The sequence below is a fragment of the Coleofasciculus sp. H7-1 genome, assembly GCF_057473865.1.
In genome coordinates this window covers 62680-80079 of record NZ_JBYCCT010000010.1, presented here as the reverse complement: position 1 = coordinate 80079, position 17400 = coordinate 62680, and the positions used below count along the sequence as shown (strand labels likewise).

The window sequence follows — 17400 nt, the reverse complement described above, 5'->3', positions numbered from 1 at the left end:
AATCCATTCGCTAAGGAGGTCATTTATATGCCCTTTGACTTAAAATTTTCCTTCTTTAGGAGGAGGCGATGACACCAAATAATACCCTATCGTCCCTCGGAAGGTTGAATATTGTCGGGTAGTAGGTTCTCTCCAGTAGTTGATGTTCATCATCAACAGCGAAGCTTATCCTATGATCAAAGCAAGTAAAGATTCCTTAAGTTCGCGTGGGCTGAAGAGGCAACTGAGTAGAATGGTCAACCCCCGCTTCGCCCTGGACGTTGTTAAGTTACAAAACTGATAAAATATTATGCTTTCCACAAACAACCAGCACATTGCTCTGATTTCCGTCCACGGAGATCCAGCAATTGAAATCGGTAAAGAAGAGGCTGGCGGTCAAAACGTTTATGTACGTCAGGTGGGTGAGGCACTTGCTCAACAGGGGTGGCAGGTAGATATGTTTACCCGCAAAGTTAGTCGCGATCAACCCACGATTGTTCAACACAGTTCTAATTGTCGAACGATTCGGTTAACGGCTGGTCCTGAAGAGTTTGTCCCCAGAGACCATTTGTTTGAGTATCTACCAGTGTTTGTTGAACAGCTGCTCAAGTTTCAGCAGCAAGAAGGCATCGAATATTCTGTAGTACACACAAATTACTGGCTCTCATCTTGGGTGGGAATGGAGCTGAAGAAAGTTCAACCCATCAAGCAAATTCATACTTACCACTCTTTGGGAGCAGTTAAATATAAGTCGGTTTCGACGATACCCTTGATTGCTACCACGCGGCTAGAGATAGAAAGAAAGGTTCTAGAGACAGCGGAACGGATTGTCGCCACCAGTCCGCAGGAAAAAGAACATATGCGATCGCTGGTTTCTGCAAAAGGCAGCATCGACATCATCCCCTGCGGCACCGATATTCACAAGTTTGGTTCCGTCACCCGCGAAGCAGCACGACAGCAACTGGGAATCGACTCCGACACCCAAGTGGTCTTCTACGTGGGACGATTTGACCAGCGCAAGGGGATTGAAACGCTAGTTCGCGCCGTTGGCAAGTCCCAGATGCGCCAGCAGGGGAACCTGAAGCTATTTATCGGGGGTGGTTCTCGTCCCGGTCAAAGTGACGGTAAAGAGCGCGATCGCATCGAAAAAATTGTAGGCGAACTGGGACTGCAAGACATCACCACCTTCCCCGGACGGTTGGGTGACGAAACCCTGCCAGTTTACTACGCCGCCGCTGATGTTTGTGTCGTACCCAGTCATTACGAACCCTTCGGCTTAGTGGCGATTGAAGCAATGGCTTCTGGAACGCCCGTGGTTGCCAGCGATGTCGGCGGACTCCAGTTCACCGTCGTCCCCGAAGAAACTGGTTTACTGGCACCCCCGAAAGATGACGCCGCGTTTGCCGCTGCGATTGACCGTATCCTCGCCAACCCAGAATGGGGCAACCAGTTAGGTAAGAATGCAAGAGTGCGGGTAGAGAAAATGTTTAGTTGGGATGGCGTGGCGTCTCAACTGAGTGACCTTTACACTCATCTAATAGTGAAAGAAGCTGCACCCGAACTCGTCGGTCAAGTCAGCGCCTAAATTTTACCCAGCAGTTTGTCCTGCGGGTACCCTACCAAGTAACCACAAAGTCTTCTAGTTGTACCAGTAATGTTGGTACAACTACAAGGCTTTTTTTACTTTATACTTCTTTTCAAAGAAAAATCATTCTACATAATTGCTTATAGCAATTCCCTTTTTGCAAGCAACGATTTGAGTTTTTATCACTCTCAAACTATCCGGATTTGGAGTGGATTGGTTGCAATTTATTAGTGATGGAAGAAATAAAATGACTGGTCTGAGTTGTATTATCTTGTTTTATATGTACTTAATTTAAATTTTTACAATCTGATTATAAGTTCCGTTTTCCCATCCAAAATCCTCAATCTAAAATGGTGTTAGCCTCAAGTAATACACAGTAACAGATAATGAAATTGATACCAATTCACTTTGTGCTTGCAACTTTGCAAAAGCGCACGGTCGTGTGCCCTACCTTCCTATACCCTGCAATCAATTAGAGAAAGGGTATTAATGACCTATGATGACCCTAACTCAAGCGTGCAGAATACCAGCGTGAAACGGCTATTTCAAACAGCATGGAACCTTCTTTTGAACGCTATTCAAGGCATTTACGGTCGTCTTTTTAGAAGAAGGCGTCGCCAGTTAAGTCGTCAGCCACTGCGACAAGACGCCTCAATCGATTCTGGATTGAATCGAATCAACCTCACCCCATCGATACCGACAGAAGAAGTCAGGAACAGCCCACCCTTACCCCTCAATGAGGCAGATAGGCTCAAAGCGCTAAATCGCTACAAGATTCTTGATACTCCTCCTGAAGAGGCATTTGACGATTTGACGGCTCTGGCAGCCCATATTTGCGGCACTCCCGTTGCTATAGTCAGCCTCGTCGATGCTAATCGGCAGTGGTTCAAATCAAAAGTCGGGGTGGAAGCAACCCAAACGCCAAGAGACGTGGCATTCTGCGCCCATGCCATTCTGCAACCAGATGACTTGCTGATTGTACCCAATGCCTTAGAAGATGAGCGGTTTGCCAGCAACCCGCTAGTGACCTCTGACCCTCATATCCGGTTTTATGCTGGCACCCCCTTGGTGAGTGCTGATGGCTATGCTATCGGCACCCTCTGCGCGATTGATCGGGTTCCACGTCATCTCACCCCAGAACAGATGGAAGCACTGCGGGCGTTAGGGCGGCAGGTGGTCAGCCAGATGGAGTTACGGATTAATCTGGCTAAATTAGAACGTACTATCAGCAAGCGTCGGCGAGTAGAGGAGGCACTCCGCCGCAGTAATCAACGACTTCTGCAAACCCTCAAGACGTTGCGAAATACTCAAGCCCAACTCATTCAGAGCGAAAAAATGTCGAGTTTGGGTCAATTGGTTGCCGGTGTCGCCCATGAAATTAACAATCCTGTCAACTTTATTCACGGCAACCTGCCCTATGTTAGTGACTATGTTCGGGATCTCCTCGATTTGCTAGCCTTCTACAAAAAGCAATATCCCCATCCCGATAGCGAGATTCAAAAAAAAGCAGAAGCGATTGATTTGAACTTTCTCACAGAAGATTTACCGAAGACTCTGAGTTCTATGAAAGTGGGTACTGACCGTATCCATCAAATTGTTTTGTCGTTGCGGAACTTCTCCCGGTTGGATGAATCCGAGATGAAGCGAGTTGACATCCACGAAGGGATTAACAGCACGCTATTAATCCTACAGCATCGACTCAAGGCTACAGCGCAGAATTCTGGTATTGAAGTGATTAAAGAGTACGGCGTCCTTCCACCCGTTCAGTGCTACGCTGGCCCTCTGAATCAGGTGTTTATGAATATTTTGAGCAATGCGGTGGATGCTCTAGAGTCGTCAATGGTCAATGGTAAGCTGTCAGCAGTTAGTGAAAAAACAACTGACATAGAGACGCAATTCATCGCGTCTCTACCAACTGACAATGCTTGTATTCGCATCTGCACTAGCCTTTCTTCTGACCGATCTCATGTAGTGATTCGCATTGCTGATAATGGTTCTGGCATACCAGAAGAGATTAGGGCAAAGATATTCGATCCATTTTTCACGACAAAGCCTGTAGGCAAGGGCACGGGAATCGGACTGTCGATCAGCTACCAGATGATCGTTGAGAAGCATGGTGGGGTACTGAAGTGTCTGTCTGAACCAGAACGAGGAACAGAGTTTTGGATTGAACTCCCGATACACGCGAACAGAATGAACATGAAGGATCAAGGATAATGCCGCATCCTTCAGGAGTAGGCGGAAAACTACAGCGACAATTCTGGTTCTCGCAGTGCTTCTTTCACCAGCTGTTGCACTTCGGAACGGACGTGATCGTAGGCTTCAGCGGCACACCAAGGACGCAGATATAAAATTGTTCCGGTTGCTGAGATGGAGGCAACGTGACAAGTAGTTTTTGGATCTTCCAAAACTAAGGGATGGGGTTGAATCAGGGACAAAAGTAGGGTGATAGTCGGTTCGATCGGGCGATCGCTAATATCAATCTCTAAATCTACTCGTCGCTTGCCTAGTACGGTGGTATTTTTCAGCGTCCCGCTAAATAATTGCCCATTCGGCACTGTAATCACTACGTTGTCTCGCGTTACCAGCGTGGTAGAGAAAATGCCGATAGTATCCACCACCCCAGCAGCCCCCGCCCCTTCAATAAAATCGCCTACCTCAAACGGGCGCAAACTAATGAGCATCACACCGGCGGCAAAGTGAGATAGGGTATTCTGCAACGCTAAACCTATTGCTAAACCAGCAGCCCCCACTACCGCGACGACGCTGGTTGTCTCTATTCCCAACCTGTTGAGAACGGCAACCATCCCGACTACCAGCGTGAAAATCTCGGCTACCTGAATCAGGAACTTGCGTAAGGTTGGCTCTGTGCGACCCAGCGCTTTGCGGGTAAGACCCCCCACCCAACCTACGGCTAATCGGGTGAGGAGCAGAATCGTAGCCGCCCAGAGAAGGTTCTGTAGAATCTTAAAATACGCTTGACCAATCAGGTAGTTCCATAACTGGGATGCAGCTTCAATAGAAATAATATCCATTGTCAATCGTTTTTTACCAGAGAAAATGAATTTTTGTCTGCCACTATTCTTATTCTGAGTAGGGGTACGGCAGTGGCGTGCCCCTGCATCTAGAAGGAAAGACTTGCAAGTTATCAACTTGCTTCAAGACGGTGTAATCTGTTCTGATTCCAGGGGTTGACCGACTGCCACGCGAGGTAGACGATGCTTGAAGCCGCAGAGAATTTCCCAGGAAATGGTGCCTAAAGTCGCCGCCCAGTCATCAGCAGAAATTTGGACGTTACCTTCTTTCCCCAGCAGAGTGACGACTTCGCCAGTTTGTAAATCGGGGATGGCGCTGACATCCAGCATCAGCTGATCCATTGTAATTGCGCCGATTTGCGGCACCGGCTGACCTCGGAGCAAAACTTGCATTTTGTTGGAGAGGTTGCGGGGAACCCCGTCTGCGTAGCCAATGGCGATCGCGGCGAGGCGCATATCCCGACTGGCGACGAACTGATGTCCGTAGCTGACGCCCGTACCGGCTGAAATATTTTTTACTTGCGTCACCCGTGCTTTTACTTGCATGACGGGTTTGAGATTGATGGCAGGCTTTAGATGGGGCGCGGGGTAAAGACCGTAGGTTGCTAAACCCACTCGCACCATGTCGTAGTGTAAGCTTAAGTCGCTTAAAGCGGCGGCTGAGTTTGCTAGGTGCAGACGGGGAGGCGTCATTCCTGTGGTTTTGATGAGAGCGATCGCTTCCTCAAATCTGTCTCGCTGCTGTCTCATCACCGTCGGATCTGGACTATCAGCCGTTGCCAGATGAGAGTAGATACTGGCAATTTTGAGCTGGGGCAATCGCTGCACCAAGGCGACCAACTCCGCTGCTTGCTGCCAGGGAGTGCCTAGGCGAGACATTCCGGTATCTAATTTTACATGAACCGACAAAGAACGAGTAGGGGCAATGCCTTGTGCTTGCCCCAGTGTCTCGGAAAAGACCAAAGCTTGCTGAGGGGTACAGATAGTCGGCTGCAAATTCCAGTGAGCGATCGCTCGCACTTGTTCTGGTGTATTACTGGCACCTAAAATCAAAATCGGTGCCTGAATCCCGGCTTCTCGCAGTTGAATTCCCTCTGGAATCGTAGCAACACCCAGCCAACTTGCACCCGCTTGGCAAGCAACCTCGGCAACCGTAATCGCACCATGACCATAAGCATCCGCCTTCACCACCGCCATCAGTGCCGTTTTTGGCGAGAGAAAACGCCTCAGCTGCCGCACATTATGAGCTAAAGCGGCTAAATCAATTTCCACCCAAGCCCGTTCCTTGAGCGTATCCGTAAAATTTTCTCGCCGTATTTGGGTAATATTGGGGTACCCAGAGGAAGGCATCCCTACAGGAGTCGGCTCCCAACTTAGCATTTAGACTCACTCCTCACTCACTCACACCTGTTAGTTTAGGACTTACGCCTTCAAGCCATTACTAGACTATTGGTATATCTAGCTCTAGCTTTCATCGGTCGCGTTTAGAGAAAACCCTAGGGGAAGTCCTACAGTTAACAACTTAGAGTGAGCGATCGCGTCCGGATCGTCAAGTAGTCTCTCGGTGTTATTAATTACAGATTGTGGCTGTCGTTCGCAAGGCAGCTAGGATGTTGGCATTCACCCCTAGCCTTTCCTCGTGTTTGGGTGTCGGGGGTTTTCGCCATTCCGGGTGCTTCTCCAACACAGCTTGTTGACGCGATAATCTGAAGATCCCGCTTTTCGTCAAACGTCTGGAGGTATATTTTGGCAGAAATAGTGCTGAATGCTGAGTTTACGAGGAACATTGAAGAAGATAATTTGACATTTTCCGCTCTCAACACTTAGCACGAACGGGTCAACCCGCCTTTATAGGACGGACTCAGCACTAAAGCATGAGACTGCGAACGAAGACACTAATGGTCATTGGCGCGACACTCGTCGGTCTGGTAGGGGTGCTATATGCTACCTCTTCCACCATTTTGTTGCGGAGCCTCAAGCAGGCTGAGGAACAAAATACCCGTCAGTTGGTTAAGGCAGTTCTGAATGTTTTTGCCCAAACTGGCGATGACTTTAGTTCCAGATTTCGCGATTGGTCGGCGTGGGATGACACCTACAACTTTATTAAGAATCCAAACCAAGCCTATAGGGAGTCGAATCTAGCTCCAGAATCGCTCTACAACTTGCAGATCAATTTGGTGCTGTATATCAATAACAGCGGTGAAATTGTCTTTGGGACTGGGTTCGATCTGAAAAACCAGAAAAAAACACCGATTCCACCAGTCCTCAAAGAACACCTTGCTCTCAACGACCGGCTTTTAGAGCGTCCCAATTCTCATCGCATTTTGTCGGGAATCATCCTGGTTCCGGAAGGGGCAATGCTGATTAGTTCGCAGCCGATTTTGCCTTCAAATAGCAAAGGTTCTATCCGGGGAACTTTGATCTTTGGGCGTTATGTAGATGATGAGACGATTCAGAAGTTGGCAAGAATTAACCGTTTGCCCGTGACGATGTACGGGATGAACGATCCTCAAATGCCTAAAGACTTCCAAGCCGTGCGTTCTGCTTTGTCGGAACAACGCCCGATTATAGTGCGATCGCGCAACGAAGATACGATTTCTGGATATGCTCAGATTAAAGACATTTATGGCAATCCGGCTTTGCTGTTGCGGGTGGATGTCCCCAGAGAAATCTACAAGCAAGGAAAGATTCGCCAAGGCTATCTGATTTTGTGTCTGTTGGTGGCGGGAGTGGTATTTGGCGGAGTGACGCTGCTGCTGGTAGAGCAATTGGTGCTGTCTCGATTGGCAGCTTTGAGCGCAGGAGTTCGGAAAATTGGCGCGAGTGGCGATCTTTCGCTGCGGGTATCAAGTCAAGGAAAGGATGAATTGTCCAGCTTGGCACTGACGATTAATGGGATGCTAGAAGCGTTGGAAAAATCTGGACGCGATCGCCTTGAAAGTGAAGAACGTCACAGCGCTGTGGTTGAGCAAGCTTCGGAAGGAATTGTTCTAATTGATGCTCGATCTTCTCAAATTCTGGAAGCCAATACTGCCTTTAAGCGCCTGCTGGGTTACAGCCATGCAGAAATTTTACAACTGACACTTTACGATCTCGTCCCCCACGAGCGAGACAGCGTTGACTTTAATATTGAGCAAATCTTAGCCAACAAACAACACTACTTGGGCGAACGGCGCTACCGGCGTAAAGATGGAACGCTGGTGGATGTAGAAGTGAGTGCCAACCCGATTTCTTATGGTGGCAGAGAGGTGGTGTGTGGCGTAGTTCGGGATATTAGCGAAGCGAAGCGCGACGAAGTCGTTCGCAAACAAGCGCAAGAAGAAATTCTTCTGTTGCAGACAACCACGCAAGCGATCGCGGATTCCTCTGATTTTCACTCAGCTTTGCAAGTCACGCTGGGCAAGGTATGCGAGACAATCGGCTGGAGTTTTGGGGAAGCTTGGATTCCCCACCCAGCAAGTGACTTTCTCGAATGCAGCCGGGGTTGGTATGGCGGTAAGGATGAGGTATCCCCCGCCTTGAAGAAATTCAGACACTGTAGCCAGAAGCTAACTTTTGCTTTCGGGAACGGATTGCCGGGACGAGTTTGGTCATCGCAGCAGCCAGAGTGGATTGATGATGTTTCAATTCAGCCACAAGCCGTTTTTGAGCGTGCCGCAATTGCCCAAGAAAGCGGATTGAAAGCAAGTTTCGCCATTCCGATTATTGCGGCAACGTTTTGGAAATCGTGCCCCCTGCCGATTCAGGAGGGGCACAGCACTGGCGTGCCCCTACAGCAGTCACCAGTGCTGGCTGTTCTGGTTTTCTTCAGTTTCGACAGCCAGGAAGAAGATCGGCGGCTGGTGGAGCTAGTATCGGGCGTTGCGGCTCAGCTGGGTTCCGTCATTCAGCGCAAGCAGACGGAAGCGACACTCCAAGAAAGCGAGACTCGACTCCGCAGACAGCAGCGGGCGCTGATGGAATTAGCGACGTGTCAGGCTTTATACACGGGCGATTTGAGCGCGGCATGGCGGGAGATTACCGAGACAGCCACGAACACGCTGGGCGTCGAACGAGCCAGTATATGGCTTTATAGACAAGAAATCGTTGATGGCAATGAACCGGCTGCAACATCCCAAAACCCGAATCCAAAATTGGTCTGCGTTGACTTGTACGAACTCACTCAGGAGCGCCATAGCAGGGGCATAGAGCTGCACGCAGTTGACTATCCGGGATATTTCCAAGCGCTAGAAGAGGAACGCGCGATCGCGGCTTCTGATGCCCATAGCGATCCTCGGACAAAGGAGTTTTCCGCTGCTTATTTAACTCCTTTAGGCATTGCCTCAATGTTGGATGTCCCAATTCGGGTGGGTGGACGAACGATGGGGGTGCTTTGTCTGGAACACATCGGTACGCCAAGGCAGTGGGCGCTGGAGGATCAGAACTTTGCGGCTTATTTAGCGTATATGGCTGCTTTGGCAATGGAAGCGAGCGATCGCAAACAAGCAGAAGCTGCCCTCGCTAGCAGTGAAGCGAAATTTCGCTCTCTGATTCTCAACAGTTCGGATCTGATCGCTATTTATGATGCAGATGGCATTACCCGCTATCAAAGTCCTTCGATTGTCAGTATTTTGGGCTACCAACCAGAAGAATTGACTGGCGTACACACTTTGGGCATGATTCACTCAGAGGATCGTCGCCGCGTTTTAGAGGCTTTCCATCAGGCTCTTAACAACCCTCAGGCTGTTTTTTGCATCGAATATCGTTTTCCCCGAAAAGATGGCTCCTGGTGCTTTCTAGAATCAACTGGGAGCAATTTGCTAGCCGATCCATTCGTGGCAGGCATCGTTGTTAATTCCCGCGACATTACCGAGCGCAAGCAAGTGGAAGGCGCACTGCGGCAAGCCGAAGAAAGATATCGCAGCATCTTTGAAAACGCAGTTGAAGGCATTTTTCAAACCACACCGGATGGGCGCTTCCTCAGTGGGAATCCTGCCCTAGCACATCTTTATGGCTACTCTTCCCCGGAAGAATTAATCGCCAATGTAACAAACGTTGAGCGGCAACTTTACGTTGACCCAAACCGACGTGCGGAATTTATTGCTGCCATGCAAAAGTACGATTCTGTATCCCGGTTTGAGTCTCAAATTTACCGCCAGGACGGCAGCACTATCTGGATTTTGGAAACCGCACGCATGGTTAAGAATTCTCAAGGTAGAATCCTTTACTACGAAGGCACTGTCCAAGATATTACGAATCGCAAGGTAGCAGAAGAAGCACTGCGCTATCAACAGGAACAATCGGAACTACTGCTGCTCAATATCTTACCCGCCCCCATTGCCGAGCGATTGAAACTTCAGGAAAGCACAATTGCCGATAGTTTTGCCGAAGTCACCGTTTTGTTTGCTGATATTGTTGGCTTTACCCAACTTTCTGCCGATACATCACCCACCGAACTTGTCGAATTGCTCAACAAGATATTTTCGGCTTTCGATCGACTGTCCGAACTGCATGGGTTGGAGAAAATTAAGACGATTGGGGATGCCTATATGGTTGTCGGCGGTCTGCCAATGCCCCGCAGCGATCATGCCCAGGCTATAGCCGAAATGGCGCTGGATATGCAAGATGCGATCGCGCTATTTAACCTAAAAAATGCGAAAAATTTTCAGATTCGAGTCGGCATTAGTACAGGACCTGTGGTTGCTGGCGTTATTGGTATCAAAAAGTTTATCTACGATCTGTGGGGCGACACGGTAAATACAGCTTCTCGGATGGAATCCCACGGTCTTGCCGGTCGAATTCAAATCACTGCCACTACCTATGAGCGATTACGAGATCAATATATTTTTGAGGAACGCGGTATCATCCATGTCAAAGGCAAAGGCGAGATGACGACTTATCTTCTGACTGGCAGAAAAAGTAGAAAAATTTAACTCCCATCAGCAAGTTGTAGGGAATGGTTGAACGACAGTGAAACCCAACAATTATATATGTGTCTTGAGTAACGTTGCCTCAACCATTCCCTACGCAAGTCTTGTATTTTTAGTGAGACTTAGACATTTTCTAGCTTCTCTTCCCTCTGCGTCCTCTGCGTTCTTGGCGGTTCGTTAAAAATTAATCGGCAATTAGAATAATAATGGGTTCTCATTGAGTCCCGCTTCCCCCAGTGCTGTTGCCATCAAATCTTCTAATCCTAGCGTCTGCGCCCACTGACTCAAATAGCCAAAATCAAGCTTTAGATATCGGTACTATTGAGATTAGCAAGTTGTAGGGAATGGTTGAACGACAGTGAAACCCAACCATTGTTTATGTGTGTTGGGTTTAGTGCTGTACAAGCAAGTCGATAGGGAATCGACGATGCAAGTGAAACCCAACCATTGTTTATGTGTGTTGGGTAACGTTGCCTCAACCCAACCTACTAGCGCGTCTAGGCTAAAATGCTGAGTTGAGGAAATTCGCTCTCATCAAAATTTGCAAGCATTATATAGCAATCCTATTTGATTTGTAATATATTTTTTTGACGAACCGCCAAGAACGCCAAGAACGCCAAGAGAGAGAAAGAAGAGAATTTTAGAAATCACTTAGGATTGCTATAGGCGTTGCTTTACTCAACAAATTAGGCTAGACGCGCTACTACGCAAGTTTTGGATTTTTAGCTATCAAAGCCCATTGCTGAATTCCTTTCGTTGCTTCATTGAGCAAATGCGCTTTTTTCCAAGCAGGCATCTGGCGAAAAGCCAGCATTAAAAATCTGTCAATTTCTGGACTGGTATCGCGGGATTGCGGCTGGTAGGTTGACGGATTAAAAATGGTCATTTTGGGGGATGCTGCTGCAATACTTGTTTCAAATATTGCCCGGTATAAGACTTCGGATTCTCCGCCACTTTTTCTGGCGTTCCCACCGCAATTAACTCTCCACCTTTATTACCCCCTTCGGGTCCCAAATCGATTACCCAATCACCGCTGCGAATTACATCTAAATTGTGTTCGATTACTAAAATTGAATTTCCTTTATCCACCAATCTTTGCAACACATCTAGCAACTTGTGGACATCGTAAAAAGATAAACCCGTTGTCGGTTCATCGATTAAATAAAGCGTCTTACCTGTAGCACGACGAGAGAGTTCAGAGGCTAACTTCACTCGTTGCGCTTCACCACCAGAGAGAGTGGGTGCAGTTTGTCCTAAACGGATATAACCGAGTCCCACATCTACTAAAGTTTGCAACCGTGTTGCCGCTTTAGGGATATTTTTAAAAAATTCCAAAGCTTCTTCTACGGTCATGTTGAGAACATCGGAAATAGATTTGCTTTTATACTTGACTTGTAGAGTTTCTCGATTGTAGCGATCGCCTTTACAAACTTCGCACTGCACGTAGACATCTGGCAGGAAATTCATCTCAATCACATTCACGCCTTGTCCGCCACAAGCTTCGCAGCGTCCACCTTTAACGTTGAAAGAAAATTGCCCCGGTTTGTACCCTCTCGCTTTGGCTTCTATAGTTTGGGAAAACACATCTCGAATCGCATCAAATATACCAGTATAAGTAGCTGGATTAGAACGAGGGGTGCGTCCAATTGGAGATTGGTCAATGACAATTGCTTTATCAATTGCGTTCAATCCCTTGATTGCTTCCAAGTGTTTAGGGAAGGGAACTTTGCGGGTGAGGTGGTGTTGTAAGGCTGGGTAAAGTAATTCGTTAATTAGTGTAGATTTGCCAGAACCAGAAACGCCGGTGATGCAGACAAGTTTACCCAGCGGAATTTCGACATCTATATTTTTTAAGTTGTTGCGGTAGGCATTTTTGAGAATTAGCGATCGCCCGTTTCCATCTCTCCTCTGTGCAGGTGTTTCAATCACTTGCCGTCCCGACAAATAAGCACCCGTTAGCGAATCCTCTGCTGCTAACAATGTCTCTAAGTCACCTTGAGAAATAATTCTTCCGCCATGAATGCCCGCACTAGGACCAATATCAACAATGTGATCAGCAGCACGAATAGTTTCTTCATCATGCTCGACCACAATTAATGTATTGCCCAAGTCGCGGAGTTTAATTAAAGTTTGCAGCAAGCGTCCATTATCTCGCTGATGCAGTCCGATACTCGGTTCATCTAACACGTAAAGGACGCCGGTTAAACCCGAACCAATTTGGGTGGCGAGGCGAATTCGTTGCGCTTCTCCACCCGAAAGTGTCATTGCCGGACGGTCAAGCGTAAGATAATCTAAGCCAACATCAAGGAGAAATTGCAGCCTAGCTTTAATTTCTCTAAGTACCAAATCGCCTATTTGAAACTGGCGATCGCTCAATTTCAAATTATTAATTCGTTCCCGACTTTCCCCAATATCAACGCTCGTCAAGTCGCGAATCTGATACTGTCCCAACCGCACAGCCAGCGCTTCCGGTTTCAATCGCTTCCCTTGACACACTTCGCAAGGTTGCTCGACGAGATATTGCTCCAGTTTTTGTTTAATTAGTTCCGAATTGGTTTCATCATATTGCTTCTGGAGTATAGCGATAACACCTGCGTAGCGTCTAAAATCATTTCGACTTTCGTTCCAAATTGATTTGTCAGCACCATGCATAATGATGTGCTGCTGTTCTGCTGTTAGCTGATTCCAGGGTGTCTGGATTTCAAAACCATACGCTTGTCCGACATTGTATAGTAGGGAGAGATAGTAGGAATTATCCTTTTCTGACCAAGGCGCGATCGCAGCATACACCGGCGACTCCGGAAAAGGCACCAGTAACTCTGGTGAAAATGTCCGCAAACTACCCAATCCGTGACACTGAGGACAAGCACCATAAGGTGAATTAAAGGAGAACAATCGCGGGGAAAGTTCATCCATCACCGCCCCATGTTCTGGACAAGCAAAGTTTTCTGAAAAAACTAATTCATTGGAGCTTTCCCGATAGGAATTATCAGTATTTGTAGAATTTTCTTGTACATTTTCTGGATTTGTGGTAGATTCCTTAGTGTCCGTAAGACTAATACTGCCTAATTCTATAGGTTTAGATGTATCATTTAATACCTCTATAACCGCAATTCCACTGGCATGACGCAGACAAGTGCTGAGAGAATCGGTTAGACGCTCCTGAATACCGGGTTTCTTAATAAGTCGGTCAACGACAATTTCAATCGTGTGTGTATAATTTTTATCTAATTCAATAGAATCGGACAGTTGAAACACCTCTCCATCAACTCTGACGCGAGCAAATCCTTCAGAAACCAGGCTGGAGAGCAATTTTTGATGGGCGCCCTTTTTGCCGCGCACCACAGGCGCTAAGATTTGGAAGCGGGTGCCATTGGGCAGTTCCAGGATGCGATCGCACATTTCATCAATAGTCTGAGGCGCAATCGAGCGATCGCACAGGGGACAGTGAGGCTCACCCGCGCGTCCAAACAGCAGCCGCAGATAGTCGTAAATCTCCGTTACCGTGCCAACCGTTGAGCGGGGGTTGTGAGATGTCGATTTTTGGTCAATCGAAATTGCCGGACTAAGTCCCTCAATCGCATCCACATCTGGCTTATCCAACTGCCCTAAGAATTGCCGCGCGTAGGCACTCAGGGACTCCACGTAGCGCCGCTGTCCTTCTGCAAAGATGGTATCAAAGGCGAGGGAAGACTTGCCGGAACCAGAGACGCCAGTAAAGACAATTAAGCGATCGCGCGGCAGTTCCAGATCGATATTCTTCAGGTTGTGCTGCCTAGCGCCGCGAATGCGAATCGCGTTTTGGCTGTTTTGATTTACGCCCGTGGAATGATGCCCGTTTGAGGACTCAGTTGGTAAAGCATCCGAAAGATTGACACGGTCAGACATGAGGGCAGAGCGAAACAGTGCTTAACGATCTTAGCGCTGGCAAGGGGCTGCGCTTGATGAGTTAGCCGATTAATAATTTATGGCTAACCGAACGGGTTAAACCTATCAACTAAGCGCTAATACATCTTCATACAGGGCTGCGATCGCGCACCTAAAATCAACGCTAGCCAAGTGAACTTCTTCCCCTTCTCCGTAGGGATAGAGAACCCATCGCCCCTCAGCATTGCGGCGAAAACACTCTAGACTTACCCTTTCTTGATTGATTAATACATATTCTCGGAGAGTTTCTAATGTTCGGTAATCAGCAAATTTTTCACCTCGATCAAAAGCCGCAGTCGTTGGAGAAAGCACTTCGACAATTAAGCAAGGGTAGCGCTTGAAATCATCAGGAGTTCTATCCCGTTCATCACAAGTCACCATCACATCGGGATAATAAAAGATATTAGCTTGCTCAATCCGAGCTTTCATCTCTGCCATGTATACACGGTAGCCAGAACCACGAACATGGTTTCTCAGCAGCGCAAATAAATTTCCCGCAATAGTTATATGGGCATCGCTTGCGCCTGCCATTGCATAAATTTCCCCTTGTCTGTACTCGTGCTTGATGGGACTTATCTTCTCACCTTCTAAATAGTCTTCTGGGGAAACGTAGATATCGCTTTTGCTGAGAGTCATATTTAATAGCTCTTGTGGAATACTTCCATTTTAGCGATCGCGTCTACTTGGTGAATTACCAGATACAGAAATAGCGATCGCATCCTGCTTACGTGCGACATCACCCCTGAACCGCACTACGTTTATTGATGTATCGTGCCATCAGGCATAATTGCTTCTGTGAGGTTGGCAGATTCCAAGTTGGCACGCTTTAAATTAGCACCCTTCAAATTGGCACCTTTCAGATTGAGATTCTTCAGGTTGGCACCTTCCAAGTTGGCATATTCCAGGTTGGCGTATTCCAAGTTGGCGTGTTCCAAGTTGGCACCTTTGAGTTCGGCACCTTCTAAGTTGGCACTTTCTAAATCTGCCCCCCACAAGTTAGCACGTTCCAGTTCAGCACCTTCTAAGTTGGCACTTTCCAAATATGCCCCCCACAGGTTGGCACTTCCCAAGTCAACACCTTGTAAATTGGCAGCGATCAAGTTAGCACTCTTGAGGTTGGCACGCTCCAAACTTGCATACTTCAGGTTGGCATTAACCAAGTTGGCACCCTTGAGATCGGCACCTTCCAGGTTAGTTTCTTGAAGATTACACGCTACGCACGTATTCGTTTTTAATAAGTGCCTGACGGAACTGCCCTTTTGGTAAATGAGGAAAGAAGTTGTGCCCAATAAAATAATGCTAATCGTTGCTACATTCAGAGTAGTGAATAACTTTTTAGCTCTTATTGCCTGAACTAGAGTTTCTAGCTCGATAGCACCGCCAACAACTGGAATTGGCTTCAATGCTTTTAGAGCGATCGCTGCATTATTAAAGCGATCTTTGACATTGGAGGCGACCATCTTTTGCAACCAAGCGATAAAAGATGGACTGAGGTGGGGAACCAGTTTCTTAAAATTAAGGCGATAATTATCATCAATTAAATTACAAAGATCCACCGAACGGGTGCCAGTGAGCAAGCAAATCAATGTTGCCCCTAAACTATAGAGGTCTGACGCTTCTGTGAGGAGACGATTAAATAATTCTTCCGGCGGCATAAAGCCTGGAGTGCCAGCGGCAACACTGCTCATTGCTACTTTCGCGCCCCGAATTCGGGCAAAACCAAAATCAACTAAGTAAGCATTTAGTTGATCGTCAACCAAGATATTTTCTGGCTTAATATCCCGATGAATAATTGGGGGAAGGCGATGCTGCAAGTAAACCAAAATTTCTAATAGTGAAAGGGCGATTTGTTTGATGTCTTCCGGATTAAAGCTGCATCGTTCCGCTAAGGAGGGCGCGTTTTTATATTCCTGCACCAAGCAAAAACCCTGTGAGGTTTCAAAGGAATTTAGGTAGCGGGGAATGCGGGGGTGATCCAGTTCCCGCAGCACTTCAATCTCGCGCTGATAAGCTTTAAAACCCGACCAATCTGCACCGGAATCTGCAAAGCGGAACTCTTTGATAACAACCTGTTTGTCTTGATTTAAGGCAGTAGCTAGATAGGTAATGCGCCCCGCTTCCCGGTTGCGTCCCAGTTCTCCGATGACTTGATAGGCGTGACTAGAAAAGTCTGGAAAGTTGCTCATTGTGTTTGCCCCAGTATGAGTTTGGTGCAGCGTGGTAGAACGAATGCGATCGCCTACTTATTTCTCTCGATTTTGGCACAGCTAGCCTGCCTAGGCGGACTACCCTCCCTTGAAGGCTAAAGCCTAACGGCATGAACGTGCCTACGTTTGTATAGCCGCGACTTCTGTTATTAAGCTTTTTTACTTGCAGTTAATCTGGCTGCTATTGAATTGCTTTTTCATCAGACGCGATCGCGTTTTATATTACTTCAATTTGTAAAGTAAATTTCCCGAATTTTCACAAATTCCTGAATTGTTATTAAGTACCCATAAAGAAACCTTTTAATTGAGTGCTTCACTTTTAAAGAGTGCGATCGCGTCAGTCTAGTATCTGTCACTTGTCGCGATCGCGCTTTTCAATCCACGAACGCACCTCGGCTTCTGAACCAAGATAGGCAGAGCGATCTGTAGCAGGATCGTAAGCAAGCCAGGAAGAATGCCCGTCACCAGAACCTTTTCTAGTTCGCAGTTCTGGGCTTTTAACTAGAAATTTAACAAAACTTTTCCAAATTTTGTTTAGAGTAAATAGCACCGCTGAGGTTTTCATCGCTATCATCTCAAATCAGGGTATTCGTCAACATACGATGAGCGAGAGCGATCGCGCTTCATCCAAATAGCTCACCCGATCGGGCGGGGCGATCCAGCCGAAAATTCAAAAACTAAGTTAAACTTTGTAAACTGCCTAGACCTCCACTGCAAAATTTATCTAAATAGATAAACTTATAAATATAGAAAATATC

10 protein-coding genes are annotated in these 17400 nt (G+C 47.2%); 3 read left to right on the top strand and 7 right to left on the bottom strand.

The window, feature by feature from the left end; genetic code table 11:
* Positions 1-289 precede the first annotated feature (289 nt).
* Together AC2VDX_RS02250 and AC2VDX_RS02245 are read left to right on the top strand one after the other, a co-directional pair.
* Entirely contained in the window at positions 290-1564 is a 1275-nt protein-coding gene (locus tag AC2VDX_RS02250) for a glycosyltransferase family 4 protein (protein ID WP_378178734.1), read from the top strand.
* A 489-nt stretch (positions 1565-2053) separates the two neighbouring features.
* Complete coding sequence (locus tag AC2VDX_RS02245; protein WP_378178737.1) at positions 2054-3781, top strand: sensor histidine kinase; 1728 nt, start codon at positions 2054-2056, stop codon at positions 3779-3781.
* 29 nt (positions 3782-3810) lie between these two features.
* On the opposite strand, the gene AC2VDX_RS02240 is transcribed toward AC2VDX_RS02245, so the two are convergent.
* Positions 3811-4599: a mechanosensitive ion channel family protein gene (locus AC2VDX_RS02240; RefSeq protein ID WP_378178739.1), complete on the bottom strand. Its 789-nt coding sequence runs from the start codon at positions 4597-4599 to the stop codon at positions 3811-3813.
* A 123-nt stretch (positions 4600-4722) separates the two neighbouring features.
* Entirely contained in the window at positions 4723-5979 is a 1257-nt protein-coding gene (gene alr, locus AC2VDX_RS02235) for an alanine racemase (RefSeq protein ID WP_378178742.1), read from the bottom strand.
* A 494-nt stretch (positions 5980-6473) separates the two neighbouring features.
* On the opposite strand from alr, the gene AC2VDX_RS02230 reads away from it, so the two are divergent.
* Entirely contained in the window at positions 6474-10511 is a 4038-nt protein-coding gene (locus AC2VDX_RS02230; protein ID WP_378178745.1) for a PAS domain S-box protein, read from the top strand.
* A 700-nt stretch (positions 10512-11211) separates the two neighbouring features.
* On the opposite strand, the gene AC2VDX_RS02225 is transcribed toward AC2VDX_RS02230, so the two are convergent.
* The 5 genes from AC2VDX_RS02225 to AC2VDX_RS02205 all read right to left on the bottom strand — a co-directional run bounded on the left by AC2VDX_RS02225 (position 11212) and on the right by AC2VDX_RS02205 (position 17207).
* A complete protein-coding gene (locus AC2VDX_RS02225) occupies positions 11212-11394 on the bottom strand; it encodes a hypothetical protein (protein WP_378178748.1) in 183 nt (60 codons plus the stop codon).
* Positions 11391-14396 (bottom strand): excinuclease ABC subunit UvrA, encoded by a 3006-nt coding sequence (uvrA, locus tag AC2VDX_RS02220; RefSeq protein WP_378178751.1) that lies wholly within the window; start codon positions 14394-14396, stop codon positions 11391-11393. Before uvrA ends, AC2VDX_RS02225 begins: the two co-directional genes overlap by 4 nt.
* 105 nt (positions 14397-14501) lie before the next feature.
* A complete protein-coding gene (locus tag AC2VDX_RS02215; protein WP_378178754.1) occupies positions 14502-15071 on the bottom strand; it encodes a Uma2 family endonuclease in 570 nt (189 codons plus the stop codon).
* Between the two features lie 122 nt (positions 15072-15193).
* Positions 15194-16621, bottom strand: a complete 1428-nt coding sequence (locus AC2VDX_RS02210) for a pentapeptide repeat-containing protein (protein ID WP_378178757.1) — start codon at positions 16619-16621, stop codon at positions 15194-15196.
* Positions 16622-16994: 373 nt separating this feature from the next.
* Positions 16995-17207 carry a hypothetical protein gene (locus AC2VDX_RS02205; RefSeq protein ID WP_378178760.1) on the bottom strand — a complete coding sequence of 71 codons (213 nt, stop codon included), beginning with the start codon at positions 17205-17207 and terminating at the stop codon, positions 16995-16997.
* Between the last annotated feature and the right edge of the window lie 193 nt (positions 17208-17400).